Genomic DNA, 14,075 nt, shown 5'->3' with positions numbered 1-14,075 from the left:
GATGTATCTTTGTGCATAATTTCTTCCAATGAAACAGCGGCTGCTGCTTATTACGTTTTCGGTCAGTGTCCTGATTTTAATTGGGAAGTTTTATGCCTATTACCTTAGTGGTTCCACGACCTTATTAACCGATGCCCTTGAATCAATCATTAATGTTGTCGCTGGGGCATTTGCCTTTTATTCGGTGTATTTGGCGTCTTTACCTAAGGACCTAAATCATCCTTATGGACATGGTAAAATTGAGTTTTTTGCCTCTGGATTAGAAGGGGTTTTGATTTTACTGGCTTCAGCCTATATTTTCCTTCATGCCTCGCAGCATCTTTTGACTAAGCAAGAAATAAAAAGTTTAGACTTGGGTATGGCCATTTCATTAGCTTCCTCAGCCTTGAATGGCATCATGGGGTATTTCTTAATTCAATCAGGTAAAAAAGAACATTCTCCTACCATGGTTGCTGATGGGAAACATTTAAGATTAGATGCTTATAATAGTTTATTGGTCGTATTAGCCTTGGCAATCACCTATTTTACCAATTGGCTTTGGGTCGACTCGGCTGCTTCTATCTTATTCGCAATTTTTATGTGTTGGCAAGGTATCCACCTTATTCGAACCTCGGTGGCTGCATTGATGGATGAAACCAATCCTAAGGTTTTTCGAATGGTAATTGAATGGATTACTAAAAACCAGCGCGATGAGTGGATTGATTTACATAATTTACGCGTGCAACAATATGGTGGAGATTTACATATTGACTGTCACTTAACTCTTCCCCGATATTGGGATTTACATCACGTTCACGAAGAAATTCATGCTTTTGAAGGTACCTTGTCTCAGGTTTTACCTACCCACATTGAAATTTTCGTGCACGCTGATCCATGCTTGGATGAGTGCTGTGCCCACTGTCAAATAGCAGATTGCCCTATCCGAGCTCATGCTTTTCAAGAAAAAATTGAATGGAACAATGTCAATTTAGCTTTAAACCAAAAGCATTTTTTAGAACAATTAAACCGTTCTTAAGCTTCCAATTCCTCCGTCAACACCTATTATTTGTCCTGTAATCCAAGAGTTTTCTGGTTTTAACAAGAATACCCCCAAATTAGCTACATCTTCGGCTCGTCCAACCCTACCTAGTGGATGTCTTTTTCCTCCAGCCTCTACTTTTTCTGGAGTACTCAACAGGTTTTGAGCCAATGGTGTTTGCGTCAAGGATGGAGCAATGGCGTTAACACGAATTTTGAAGCTACTTAATTCTGCTGCTAAAGATCGAGTAAGACCTTCAATAGCCCCTTTTGAACTGGCTATAGATGCGTGGAAACCCATACCCGTTTGTACTGCAACAGTACTGAACATGACTATGGAAGCACTTTCAGATTGTTTTAAAGAAGGTAAAATGGCTTGAATTACCCGAACGGCTCCTAATACATTGATTTTAAAATCTAATTCAAAATCTGCTGTACTTAGTCGATGAAAAGGTTTTAAGACAATACTACCTGGGCAATAAGCCAGACCGTCGATAGGCCCTTGAATAGAAGCGAATACGCTATCATCTTCTTGGACTGCATCCCATGTATAATTTTCAAGGCCTGGTAAATTAGATGCTTTTCTAGAAAAATTAAGTACACGATGACCAGCAGCACTCAATTGCTCGGCTATGGAGTAACCAATCCCTTGGCTAGCTCCTACTACAACATAGACTCCCATTATACCGACTGAATACTACCTAAAAATTCTTTTTTAGTAGCCTCTTCCTGAAATTTACCTCCGTAAAAAGAGGTTATGGTTGATGTAGCATCGTCTTTTACACCTCTAGATGAAACACATAAATGTTTAGCATCAATGTAAATGGCAACATGCTCAGTCTCCAACACTTTTTGCAAATGCTTGGCAATTTGCATCGTCAAGCGCTCTTGAACTTGGGGTCTTTTGGCATAATATTGAACGATACGGTTCAATTTCGATAAACCAATTACCTTACCCGAAGAAACATAAGCAATATGCGTTTTACCAACTATAGGTACAAAATGGTGCTCACAATTTGAGTAAAAACTGATATTTTTCTCAATAAGCATTTCATTGTAGCCGAATTTGTTTTCAAATAAAGCTACCTGAGGCTCATTCTTTGGATTTAAACCACTGAAAATTTCCTCAATATACATTTTAGCTACTCGCTTGGGTGTACCTTTTAAGGAGTCATCCGATAGGTCTAAACCTAAAGTCAACATGATTTCTCTGAAATGACCTTCAATTTTTTGGATTTTTTCTGCATCAGAAAGATCAAATGCATCCGATCTCATAGGCGTTTCTATCGAAGTCGCTATGTGATTATCCCCAATCTCATCATCTGTGAAATGGAAATTTTCCGTATCAATGAGCAGGGAATTCAACAAAATTTCTTTCTGTTTCATATAATCTAATTTTTAAGTCAAGGTTGGTGGCCAGTTCAGCTCTAATTTTTTGATAAATAATATAAGCAATGTTTTCAGCCGTAGGGTTCAAATGGGCAAATTCAGGAACATCCAAATTTAAATTCTTGTGATCGAATTTCTTGATAATTTCCCTTTGAACTAGATTGGAAACTTCTTTCATATCTATCACATAACCCGTTTCAGGATTAATTGTTCCAGTAATTTGCACAATTAATTCATAATTGTGTCCATGGAAATTTGGATTATTGCACAAACCAAACACTTCTTGGTTCTTTTCATCTGTCCAATTGGCATTATATAATCGATGGGCAGCATTGAAATGCTCTTTCCTAAATACACTTACACGGGGAAGCTCTATCATTTTTTTAAATTGGATATAAATTTACAGCCATATTTTGATTAAATTTCAATTTCATTTTCTAAAAACCGTTTAACTATTTATGAAAAGGCGAAACTTTATTTCTAAATCGCTGCTATATACGTCGTCTGCTGCCCTATTTCCAACTATTTTAAAAGGCATACCAACAGAACAAACAAAAGTGCGTTTAGGTTTCATTGGTGTTGGACTTCGAGGAAGAAATCATCTGGAAATGGCAATGTACCGTCCTGATGTTGAAATAGTAGCTATCTGCGATATTGATCCGAAAGCCATACAGATTTCACAAAAAATGATTCGTGATAAAGGCCGCCCAGAAGCAGCTGTTTATCAAAAAGGTAATCATGATTTTGAAAACTTAGTTAAACGAAATGATATCGATGGTGTCATTATTGCTACTCCTTGGGAATGGCACGTACCAATGGCCTTAGCTTCCATGAAGGAAGGGAAATATACGGGAGTCGAAGTCTCTGCTACCGTAACTTTGAAAGAATCATGGGATTTGGTGAATATGTATGAGAAAACAGGAGCCCATTGCATGATTTTGGAGAATGTTTGTTATCGAAGAGATGTATTGGCTGTTTTGAATATGGTTCGTCAAGGTATGTTTGGAGACTTAACCCATGTTCAATGTGGTTACCAGCATGATCTAAGAGAAGTTAAATTTAATGATGGGGTAAAAGCCTATGGCGGTGGAGTTGAATTCGGGGCTAAAGGTTTTTCGGAAGCTAAATGGAGAACCCAACACTCGATTGATCGCAATGGTGATATATACCCTACGCATGGTTTAGGTCCTGTGGCTGAGATGCTCAATATCAATCGCGGAAATCAATTTTTACATTTAACATCCATGGCTAGTCCAGCCTTGGGTTTACATAAATATGTGGTGGATAAAGGAGGGAAAGATCATCCTAATGCCAAGGTTAAGTTTAAATTGGGTGACGTAGTGACTACCTTAATTAAATGTGCGAATGGAGAAACCATCATGATTTCTCATGATACTAATTCGCCGAGACCTTATTCTTTAGGATTCCGTGTGCAAGGAACTAATGGTTTATGGATGGATGATAATAAATCGATCTATTTAGAAGGTGTTTCCCCCAAAGCACATAGTTGGGAACCGTTTAAACCTTACCAAGAGAAATACGATCATCCACTATGGAAAGCTCATGCCCAAGATGCTGAAAATGCAGGTCATGGCGGTATTGATTATTTCGTTTTAAGAGCTTTTATCGAGTCCATTAAAAATAAAGTAGCCCCTCCTATCGACGTTTATGATGCAGCTGCATGGTCAGCTATTTCTCCACTTTCAGAAGAATCAATTGCCAAAGGATCGGCCCCTGTTAAAATACCTGATTTCACTCGTGGAAAATGGAAAACGAATCAACCTATTTTTGCTTTACATGATAACTATTAAACCTTTATGACAACTACAAACAAACCTACCAACACCTCTGCTGCGCTATTAATCATCGGAATACTCTTTTTTGTATTTGGATTTGTGACATGGGTAAACTCCGTATTAATTGCTTTTTTCAAAGCAGCTTTTGACTTAAATAATTTTGAATCATTATTAGTTACCTCTGCGTTTTTTATTTCCTACTTTGTCATGGCTATTCCTTCTTCTTGGGTTTTAGCAAAAACAGGATTTAAAAATGGTATGTCCTTAGGTTTGATGGTCATGGCTGTGGGAACTATTTTGTTTGTTCCTGCTGCTCAAATGTCTAATTACCCCATGTTTCTTTTAGGACTATTCGTTATTGGTACAGGTTTAGCCCTTTTACAAACAGCTTCCAATCCATATGTAACCATCTTAGGATCACCTGATTCCGCAGCCAAGCGTATTTCTGTAATGGGAATTTGTAATAAAGTGGCTGGTATTTTAAGTCAATTTATTTTTGGAGGTTTATTATTATCCTCCACCACAGATGCCAAAGATTTAAGTATTGTGGTGACTCCTTATTTAATTATGACGGGAGTTTTGGTAGGATTAGCCTTATTGGTTCGCTTTTCTACTTTGCCCGAAGTGGAAGCAGAAGAAAGCGAAGAAGCTGCTTCAGTTCAACACGCTAGTGTTTGGGCTTATCCCAATTTAGTATTAGGTCTGGTAGCATTCTTTTTATATGTGGGTGTGGAAGTAATGGCAGGTGATACCATCATCAATTACGGTGTATCGCAAGGTATAGATATGGAAGTAGCTAAAACCTTTACCACATATACTTTGTATGGCATGTTGGCAGGTTATGTAGTAGGTATCTTATTCATTCCTAAAGTTTTGTCTCAACAAAAAGCCTTGAATTACTCCGCCATTTTAGGGGTTGTATTTTCATTAGGAACAGTTCTATTAGATGGTTATTATTCGGTGATGTGTTTGGCACTTTTAGGCTTAGCGAATGCTTTGATGTGGCCTGCATTATGGCCTTTAGCCATTAATGGTTTAGGTAAATTCACCAAATTAGGCTCTGCATTGATTATTATGATGATTTCTGGTGGGGCTTTGATTCCATTATTGTATGGAGATATTGCCGATAGAATCCAAGATACCCAATTGGCTTATGTCATTATGGTTCCTTGTTACTTGTTTATTCTATTTTACGCAACAATCGGTCACAAAAAGAGTTCTTGGTAATAACATGAATGAAAAAGAGCCTCATCTTATTTTCATGAGATGAGGCTTTTTGTTTGTATTTCGTAAATTTGAGATAAATATACTACCTATGTCAAACCTCCTTCAGTCGTCTTCTGCTCATTTGATAAGCGATGGGAACATCTACGCTCCTACTTTATTTGGCTATCAACGGAGAGAAACGATACCGGTTTCCATTGGAGATCTGATGTTAGGTTCTGATTTTCCTATTCGAATACAATCCATGACCACCGTGGATACCATGGATACACAAGGTTCCATTGAGCAATCCATTCGCATGATTGATTTTGGTTGTGAATTGGTCAGAATAACCGCTCCATCGGTTAAAGAAGCCCAAAATTTAGAGAATATTCGTAAGGGTTTACGTGCCAAGGGCTATAAAACGCCTCTGGTAGCAGATATTCACTTTACTCCCAATGCTGCAGAATTAGCTGCTAGAATCGTGGAAAAAGTACGAATTAATCCCGGTAATTATGCAGATAAGAAAAGGTTCGAGACGATTGAATACACGGAAGCTTCCTACCAGTCAGAATTAGAAAGAATTCGGGATAAATTCTTACCCTTGGTTAAAATTTGTAAAGAATACGGTACTGCCATGCGTATCGGTACCAACCATGGATCTTTGTCAGATCGTATTTTAAGTCGATATGGCGACACACCTTTAGGTATGGTGGAGTCAGCATTGGAGTTTTTGCGCATCTGTGAAGATGAAAATTATTTCAATATTGTACTTTCCATGAAAGCCTCCAATACTCAAGTGATGGTAGAGGCCTATCGTTTATTGAGTAAGAAGCTAGCAGACGGTCAATTTAAAGCTTATCCTTTACACCTAGGTGTTACCGAGGCTGGAGAAGGCGAAGATGGTCGAATTAAATCCGCGGTGGGAATTGGTACTTTATTGGAAGATGGTTTGGGAGATACCATACGCGTTTCTTTAACCGAAGATCCAGAATTTGAAATACCCGTAGCCAAGGATTTAGTAGAGCGTTATGTAGGTCGAAATCACGCCAATGCTCCTATCCCAAGTATTTCTAATCTAAGTCAGGGATTTGATTCTCCCATAAATCCATTTGCCTACACACGAAGAAAAAGCGTAGAGCGAGCTAATTTCGGAGGGCATCAAGTTCCACGTGTCATAGCCGACTTCTCTCATATGAAAAGTATTGGCATGGATGATCTAAAAGGTATAGGTCATTTTTATTTGCCTGAACCCGATAAATGGGCAATGAATGATTTGGGGGCTGATTATATATTTACCGGCTCGGTGGATTTAGATTTCATGCTACCCAATGGTCTAAAGCAAATTCAATCGGCCAAGCATTGGAGTCAATCCAATCCTTCAGAACATCAATTCCCTTTGTTTGAAGCAGCGGATTGGTTATCAAACTCCAAGAAGCATGAATCCCTTAATTTTGTTCATGCAGATGCTGAGGAAATTTGGAACAATCAAGTTTTAATAAATGCTCTAAAATCGGCTCAAAATGAGGTGCTTGTACTATCTTCAAGCTTTTCAAACCGAATGGCGGCAATTCGTCGAGCCTTTTTTGAATTAGAAAATCAAAGTATTTCCATTCCAGTAATTATACGGCTGAACTATCAAGATATTCCAGCCGATCAGTTTCAGCTTTATGCTCCTACCGATGCCGGTGCTTTATTGATTGATGGCTTTGGAGATGGGTTGATGTTGTCTCTAAAAGGCCTTCACGCACCAATATTCCTGATTAATTCTACCAATTTCGGTATCCTGCAAGCCTGTCGTGTTCGTATTTCAAAAACAGAATATATTTCATGTCCTTCTTGTGGAAGAACCCTATTCGATCTCCAAGAAACAACAGCAAGAATCCGACAAGTTACCGATCATTTGAAAGGTGTGAAAATTGGCATTATGGGCTGTATTGTAAATGGCCCAGGTGAAATGGCTGATGCAGATTATGGCTATGTGGGTATAGGAAAAGATAAAATTGCCCTATATCGTGGGCAAGAAGTTGTTAAAAAGTCGGTTCCAGCAGATTCTGCTGTGGATGAATTAATTCAATTAATCAAAGAAGACGGAATTTGGAAAGATCCGCAAGAAACGAACAACTAACATGAGTAGACTAAGAGAACAATTCAGAATTGGGGAGGTTTTTACTTACTTCATTCGGGTATTTCAAAAACCAAAACCAGGTGCACCAACGAATTTTAACATTCGTACGATGCACACGATTAATAAAATATCGATAGTGATGTTTCTGTTTTGTGTAGCTGTGATGATTTACCGCGCTGTATTTCGCTAGAATTATTTCATTCCATATTTGCACCACTGTGATTTAGCATAAGCCAAAGCCTTTTTATCTTTGGTTTTACCATTCACATAATCGCATAAATATTGGTACTCCTTGGGTCCTGGAGCATTAGGAAGCACAGCTAATAGTTTTTCAATCACTTGAATGGCTTGTGTGGCCTTCTTTTGTTTGAATAACAAGGAACTTTCAACCATCCACATTCTCCTTTGAATCGAACTGGCATCTAAACCCGCCTTGGTCATTTGATTCTTTATTTTTTGAATATCTGCCAAGTTGAGTTTATTTGCCTGAGAACTCGTCAAAACTATTTGAAAAATATTCTCATAACTCATTCTTACAGGATTCGCCTCATAAATTCTCTCATATGTTGGAATGTTATTGATGAAATAATCAAATAAGGCATTGTTATTATTCATCATCACCATCTGAATGGCATTGAAAGTACTTTGAGAGGTATATTGACTTGGATTTAAAGTCTTAGCAAATTCTTTAAATGCTAGGATATTCGAAGTCGTATCTCCAACAATTCGTGCGTATTCAGCGTAGTTTAATAAGAACTGTGGATTTTTATCTCCTGCCTTTAATCTTTTCCCATAATTCTGAGCATGCTCAGCAGGATTTATCGCCTTCTGAGCAATAGAATTCACATTAATGACGGAATTATCTCGCTCTCCAAAAATCTTTGCCCCTACAATTTGTAAGGTATTGGGATCTATGAAAATGAAAGTGGGAGTTGCATTAATGATGATTTTAAGCTTTTTCAACAGCTTTTGATTTTCCGGATTTCGAATATCCAACTGAAAATTGACAAATTTGGCATTGTACAATGCACCTACCTGGGGTTGAGCAAATGTGCCTTTAAATGCGTTGCAAATATGACAGTCAGGCGCATAAACTTCCATAAATAAAAGTTTATTCTGCTGTTTGGCCGCCGCTATTGCCGTATTAAAATTGCCTGTTTTAATAAAGTTTATTCCTTTTTGTGCCATGGATGGCAGGGTAAGGAATAGCAATAGGGCAATAAATGAAAATGATACTTTCATGTTGATGGATTATTGGCCTTTCTCAGCCGCAATGATTTCTTTCTTCAAATGACTCGATAAAGTCATGCACACTTGTTCAATTTCCTGAGAGAAAAAGGTATCACCAGTAGCTTGCAATGAAGCTTCTGAAACTGTCCCCAAAATTTCTATGAAAAAACGTTTCATGTCTAATACTTCCATGTCTTTGGTCCAAAGAGGCAAAGTTAGAGTGCCTTTATGATAGGGATCCCAAGTGGCCACTAATATGGCTTTGGTCTCCTCAATACCTTCGTTAGGGTTATCAGTAGCCGACCAAGATATTTGTTCAGGAATGTTATTGTCGTCTAAACTTATTTTGAAATTTATCTCAGATTGTTTCATTGCTTAATTTGAATTGTTTTTCGATTCAGGGATTAAATTCTATCCCAAATAAATCGTATTTTCGTACAAAAGTAAGAAAACTTAATGGTTCGAGCAGAAATTATTACGATTGGAGATGAGATTCTTTATGGGCAAATATTGGATACTAATACCCAATGGATTAGCCTTGAATTAGATAAAATTGGAATTAAAACCATACGGAAGTCGTCCGTAGGCGATCAAGAAAGCGAAATTTTAAGCATTTTAGAGGAAGCACAGCATCGGGCTGATATTGTATTTATCACAGGTGGCCTAGGCCCAACCAAAGACGATTTAACCAAGAAAGTCTTAGCTAAATTTTTTGGATGCGATATGGCTTATCATCCTCAAGCATTGGAAGATGTTCGTGTTTTCTTTGAAAAAAGAGGTAGAGAATTAAGCGATTTAAATCGGGATCAAGCCTTATTACCTACCAAAGCACAGTATGTGCAAAATAAACAAGGTACAGCTCCAGGTATGTGGTTTGAAGAAAAAGGAACTGTTTGGGTTTCCATGGCTGGAGTTCCCTTTGAAATGAAGGCCATCATGGAGGAATTGGTTTTACCACGTGTGGCTCAGCATTTTCAAACACCTACCATTGTTCATAAAATAGTTAAAGTAGTAGGAATCGGTGAATCCTATTTATCGGATATGATTCAAGATTGGGAATTATCTCTTCCAAGCCACATTAAATTAGCTTATTTGCCTTCATTGGGCATTGTTAAACTTCGCCTGACAGGATTTGGAGATAGTGTTGCTCAATTGAATCATGAAATACAACAAGAGATTGATCGTGTCATGCCCATCATCAAGCCATTTGTTTTTGGTTATGAAAAAGATGAATTATCTCAAGTCATTGGACAATTATTGGTCAAAAATTCGGCAACGATATCCTTAGCAGAAAGCTGCACAGGAGGTTATTTATCGCATTTATTTACAGAAATACCCGGAAGTTCTGCTTATTTTAAGGGCGCTGTCATTTCTTATGCCAATGAAGTGAAAATGGATAGTTTAGGAGTATCTCCAGAGATTCTAGAGAAACATGGAGCTGTCAGTGAAGCATGTATAATGGCCATGGCTAATGGCGTTAGAGAGAAATTACAAAGTACTTTATCATTGGCTAGTTCTGGAATCGCAGGACCAGACGGTGGAACGGAGGAAAAGCCTGTAGGTACAGTCTGGATAGCCTTATCTCACCCTCAAGGTGTGATTACTCGAAAATTACAACTAGCGGGCACCAGAAAGCAAATTATACACATGACGGCCCTCAACTGCCTGAATTTAGTTAGGAAATTTTTGTTAAACGAATTGACTCAATAGTTATGGCCATCATGGAAGTCATCATGCCTAAAATGGGTGAAAGTATCATGGAAGCGACCGTTTTAAACTGGTTGAAAAAACCAGGTGATTATGTGGAAGCTGACGAATTTATATTGGAGGTTGCTACCGATAAAATTGATACTGAAGTGCCAAGCCCCGTTTCAGGTTATTTACAAAAAATTATAATTTCAGTTGGTGAAATAGCTACCATTGGCAAGCCAATATGTGTGATTGATTCTACTGAAAATTCAGCAGACACCTCTCCTAGCCCTTCTACAGCCAATTTGTTTCCAGAACATGCGGAATTGGCTTTATTGACCGATGTAAGTTTAGGTATTTTAGGCCAGAATGAGGAAAAATCAAATCCTTGGATTTCACCTTTGATTAAACAAATTTGCCTACAGGAAAATGTCACTCAGAGAGAGTTAAGTACGATTAAAGGCTCTGGATTGGATCAACGCGTGACTAAAAAAGACGTTTTAAATTACATTGCAGTACGTAATTCCAAACGTATGATTGCCTCTGGAACACTGAGTCAAGGTCCCGGTTTACGATTACCAGGTGATGTCGTAGTGGAGATGGATCGTATGCGTAAAATGATTTCTGAGCGCATGGTTGACTCTAAGCGTATAGCTCCTCACGTTACTTCCTTCTTGGAAGCAGATATGACTGCTATGGTTACGTGGCGAGAGACAGAAAAAGCTAAATTTTTGGCTAAATATAAAGAGCCTATTACCTATACTCCTTTGTTGATAATGGCCACAGCGAAGGCCTTGAAGGATTTTCCCGGTATGAATATATCCGTGGAAGGGAATTACTTAGTTCAGCATGAACAAATTAATATTGGCATGGCAGTGGCATTACCCAATGGTAATTTAATCGTCCCTGTTATTCATGAAGTTGATAAATTATCACTTTTAGATTTGACCAAAAAAGTAAATGATCTTTCTAATCGAGCTAGGTTGAATAAATTAACTCCTGCGGATTTAGAAGGAGGTACTTTTTCTATCTCAAATATTGGATCCTTTGGTAATTTGATGGGAACACCGATCATTGTGCAGCCCCAAGTAGGTATTCTAGCCTTTGGAGTAATAGAAAAGAAACCAGCTGTCATTTCAGGTCCTCAAGGAGATCAGATTGCCATCCGTCAAAAGATGTTTATTTCCCATTCATATGATCATCGAGTGATCGATGGTTCTTTGGGAGGTGGTTTTCTGAAACGAGTTTCAGACTATTTGGAGAAATTCAATATTGACGATCACGAATTATAATCACCCATGGTTTAAAAGAAGCTCAGGATTTAATTCTGAGCTTCTTTTATGAATTTATCATGTAGTGCATAAAAAAAGCCCTGAATGAATCCAGGGCTTTCTGTGTATGTAAGGTATTAAAACTTAGCGTTCGGGTCCTTAACGTTCGGACGAATAATTTTCAACCAGGTTAATAATTTAACCATTGGATAGGTCGGATCAATTTCAAACCATTTGGTAGCAAAATTAACACGATTAGGTAATTTGTGGTGGTTATTTTGAAACAACTCTCCCATCATTAATACATCAACAACCAATGAGTTCTTAGAATGATCATGGTTGTCATAATTTTGATAACCATATTTATGTCCAGACCAATTTACAATAGCCCCGTGAACAGGTCCCATTAAAAAGTGAACAGGCAATAAAAAGAAGAATGCCCAGTGCATATCAAAATACTTATAAGCTACAATGTAAAAAGAAGAATAGGCAACTCCCCAACCAATGCGAGAAAGCCAAGAATCTCCAATTTTTTCAATTGTTTTTGAAACTGGGTAATCATGTTCAAAGCGATCTTCTACTTTTTGAGAACGGTTTAAAACAGCATTATAAATGTTTTTTGTTTTCCACATCATAGTAAAGACATTGCTTGAGAACATCGGTGAATGTGGATCTTTCTTTGTATCAGAGAACGCGTGATGCATTCTGTGTAAAATAGCATAGGCTCTAGGACTTAAAAAAGAAGAACCTTGAGATAAATAGGTAAGAAAATAGAAAAATTTCTCCCAGAACTTGTTCATTAAGAACATTTTATGCGCTGAGTAGCGGTGTAGGAAGAAAGTTTGACTAAAAAGGGATACGTACCAATGGATAATGAAAGCTGGAAGTACTAATTGCATAAATTAATAATAAATATTTGTGCAAATTTAGCTACGAAAAGTTAAAGAATCTCTAGTATTTCAATATACTTTTATGATTTTTATCAGTTATGGATTCAGGAAGGCGTATTGAAGGATATTTACCCCCATTTTAAGGGCTGACTCTCTTTTTTCAGCTGGATCATGATAAATACTTTCGTCTTCCCAACCATTACCCAAGTCACACTCATAAGAATAAAAACAAATTAGTCTTCCTTGATAAATGAGGCCAAATCCTTGCGTAGCTTTACCATCATGCTCGTGAACCTTAGGTAAACCTTTCGGGAAAGGGTAGGCTTGAGAGTAAATGGGGTGAGTAAAGGGTAGCTCAATAAAACTTAATTCAGGAAATACTTTGGCCATCTCTCTACGAATGGATTTATCCAATCCATAGTTATCATCAATGTGTAGGAAACCTCCGCCCAATAAATATTTTCGTAGATTTTTTTGCTCTTCTTTATCAAAAAGCACATTTCCGTGCCCTGTGAGATGCAGGAAAGGATAATTCCAAAGCAAGGGGCTCGTCAATTCTACCGTCTCAGGTGTAGGATCTATCCCCATTTTCTTTTGTTGATTGGCAAATTGAATGAGATTGGGCAAGGAAGTCTTATTGGCATACCAATCTCCTCCCCCTTTATATTTCACCTTGGCAATTTTAAACAAGGGATTTTGGCCATGGAGATTATTGGCAAATACGAGCAAAAAGAAGAGAAAAACCTTATTTTTCATGTAATAAATGAATGGCGTGGGTTGCGGCTAGTCCTGCTGTTTCTGTTCTTAAAATGGCCTTTCCTAGGCTAAATGGCGTCCAATCGCTCGATAATAATAATTCACTTTCTTCTTTAGAAAAATCTCCTTCCGGCCCAATCAATATATGATAAGCATGATTCAAGTGAATACTTTTTCCCAAACTGAGACTAGGAGGTTCAGAAATATAGGCAAAAAGTCTTTGTTCTTGTTCTTTTGGACCTATCTGTTTGAGCAAATCTTTGAAAGGAACAATGGGGTAAATTTGGGGCAAAAATAGATTTTTCGACTGTTTTAATGCAGAAATGACTATTTTCTCAAGGCGATGGGTTTTGATTTCTTTCCTTTCAGAGTACCTGGAATGAAAGAAACCTATGGATTGTATTCCAAATTCTGCACATTTTTCAACCATCCAATCCATCCGCTCCATTTGTTTGGTAGGTGCTATCCAAAGATGGATGGAATAGGAAGCTTTTTCCGATTTTTCAATTTCACGTAATTGATGAAAAGTCGTTTTTTTACTGGTTGATTGCTCAATTTTTGCTTCAAATTTTTGACCTAAACCATTTAAAATAAAAATCGGATCCCCCGCTTTTAGCCGGAGGACCCGATGGGCATGAATGGATTCTTCTTCGCTTAAAAAAGTGCTAGCAGTAGGATTTGGCTCATAAAAAACCGGAATACTCAT

15 protein-coding genes are annotated in these 14,075 nt (G+C 37.8%); 7 read left to right on the top strand and 8 right to left on the bottom strand.

The genetic code is table 11. The features are described 5' to 3' along the window. Window positions 1-28 precede the first annotated feature (28 nt). Window positions 29-1,015: a cation diffusion facilitator family transporter gene (locus ACST15_RS01930; RefSeq protein ID WP_459452962.1), complete on the top strand. Its 987-nt coding sequence runs from the start codon at window positions 29-31 to the stop codon at window positions 1,013-1,015. Here the strand turns inward: ACST15_RS01930 and ACST15_RS01925 are convergent. The 3 genes from ACST15_RS01925 to ACST15_RS01915 are packed head-to-tail and all read right to left on the bottom strand — an operon-like array spanning window position 1,001 to window position 2,785. Then, window positions 1,001-1,699, bottom strand: coding sequence for an SDR family NAD(P)-dependent oxidoreductase (locus tag ACST15_RS01925; RefSeq protein ID WP_459452961.1), 699 nt, complete (start codon window positions 1,697-1,699; stop codon window positions 1,001-1,003). The two genes, ACST15_RS01930 and ACST15_RS01925, sit on opposite strands and share 15 nt — an antisense overlap. Beyond that, window positions 1,699-2,403: a GTP cyclohydrolase I FolE gene (gene folE / locus ACST15_RS01920; RefSeq protein WP_459452960.1), complete on the bottom strand. Its 705-nt coding sequence runs from the start codon at window positions 2,401-2,403 to the stop codon at window positions 1,699-1,701. Before folE ends, ACST15_RS01925 begins: the two co-directional genes overlap by 1 nt. Further along, window positions 2,363-2,785: a 6-pyruvoyl trahydropterin synthase family protein gene (locus tag ACST15_RS01915; RefSeq protein ID WP_459452959.1), complete on the bottom strand. Its 423-nt coding sequence runs from the start codon at window positions 2,783-2,785 to the stop codon at window positions 2,363-2,365. Before ACST15_RS01915 ends, folE begins: the two co-directional genes overlap by 41 nt. A gap of 79 nt (window positions 2,786-2,864) precedes the next feature. Between ACST15_RS01915 and ACST15_RS01910 the strand changes: the two genes are divergently transcribed. From ACST15_RS01910 to ACST15_RS01895, 4 genes are all read left to right on the top strand, one after another. Beyond that, a complete protein-coding gene (locus ACST15_RS01910) occupies window positions 2,865-4,217 on the top strand; it encodes a Gfo/Idh/MocA family protein (RefSeq protein ID WP_459452958.1) in 1,353 nt (450 codons plus the stop codon). 6 nt (window positions 4,218-4,223) lie between these two features. Continuing rightward, window positions 4,224-5,429: a sugar MFS transporter gene (locus tag ACST15_RS01905; RefSeq protein ID WP_459452957.1), complete on the top strand. Its 1,206-nt coding sequence runs from the start codon at window positions 4,224-4,226 to the stop codon at window positions 5,427-5,429. Window positions 5,430-5,517: 88 nt separating this feature from the next. Beyond that, on the top strand, window positions 5,518-7,533 hold the full coding sequence (ispG, locus tag ACST15_RS01900; RefSeq protein ID WP_459452956.1) for a (E)-4-hydroxy-3-methylbut-2-enyl-diphosphate synthase: 2,016 nt from the start codon (window positions 5,518-5,520) through the stop codon (window positions 7,531-7,533). Window position 7,534: 1 nt separating this feature from the next. Further along, window positions 7,535-7,723, top strand: coding sequence for a DUF6728 family protein (locus ACST15_RS01895; RefSeq protein ID WP_459452955.1), 189 nt, complete (start codon window positions 7,535-7,537; stop codon window positions 7,721-7,723). Window positions 7,724-7,725: 2 nt separating this feature from the next. Here ACST15_RS01895 and ACST15_RS01890 read toward each other — a convergent pair whose 3' ends face one another. Then, window positions 7,726-8,775 carry a thioredoxin family protein gene (locus ACST15_RS01890; protein ID WP_459452954.1) on the bottom strand — a complete coding sequence of 350 codons (1,050 nt, stop codon included), beginning with the start codon at window positions 8,773-8,775 and terminating at the stop codon, window positions 7,726-7,728. A gap of 9 nt (window positions 8,776-8,784) precedes the next feature. Beyond that, window positions 8,785-9,135 carry a gliding motility protein GldC gene (gene gldC, locus ACST15_RS01885; RefSeq protein ID WP_459452953.1) on the bottom strand — a complete coding sequence of 117 codons (351 nt, stop codon included), beginning with the start codon at window positions 9,133-9,135 and terminating at the stop codon, window positions 8,785-8,787. 84 nt (window positions 9,136-9,219) lie between these two features. On the opposite strand from gldC, the gene ACST15_RS01880 reads away from it, so the two are divergent. Both ACST15_RS01880 and ACST15_RS01875 read left to right on the top strand, forming a co-directional pair. Further along, on the top strand, window positions 9,220-10,473 hold the full coding sequence (locus tag ACST15_RS01880; protein ID WP_459452952.1) for a competence/damage-inducible protein A: 1,254 nt from the start codon (window positions 9,220-9,222) through the stop codon (window positions 10,471-10,473). 2 nt (window positions 10,474-10,475) lie between these two features. Beyond that, a complete protein-coding gene (locus ACST15_RS01875; protein WP_459452951.1) occupies window positions 10,476-11,744 on the top strand; it encodes a dihydrolipoamide acetyltransferase family protein in 1,269 nt (422 codons plus the stop codon). A gap of 116 nt (window positions 11,745-11,860) precedes the next feature. Here the strand turns inward: ACST15_RS01875 and ACST15_RS01870 are convergent, their stop codons facing one another. The 3 genes from ACST15_RS01870 to ACST15_RS01860 form a co-directional block, all read right to left on the bottom strand. Beyond that, window positions 11,861-12,622: an acyl-CoA desaturase gene (locus ACST15_RS01870; RefSeq protein ID WP_459452950.1), complete on the bottom strand. Its 762-nt coding sequence runs from the start codon at window positions 12,620-12,622 to the stop codon at window positions 11,861-11,863. 87 nt (window positions 12,623-12,709) lie between these two features. After that, the gene (locus ACST15_RS01865) at window positions 12,710-13,369 is read right to left on the bottom strand and encodes a DUF4159 domain-containing protein (protein ID WP_459452949.1); all 660 of its coding nucleotides are present in this window, start codon (window positions 13,367-13,369) and stop codon (window positions 12,710-12,712) included. Continuing rightward, a complete protein-coding gene (locus tag ACST15_RS01860; RefSeq protein WP_459452948.1) occupies window positions 13,359-14,075 on the bottom strand; it encodes an RsmE family RNA methyltransferase in 717 nt (238 codons plus the stop codon). The genes ACST15_RS01865 and ACST15_RS01860 overlap by 11 nt, the downstream gene beginning before the upstream one ends.

Source organism: Aquirufa sp. Wall-65K1, assembly GCF_054558475.1.
This window is presented reverse-complemented; position numbering and strand designations above follow the sequence as displayed.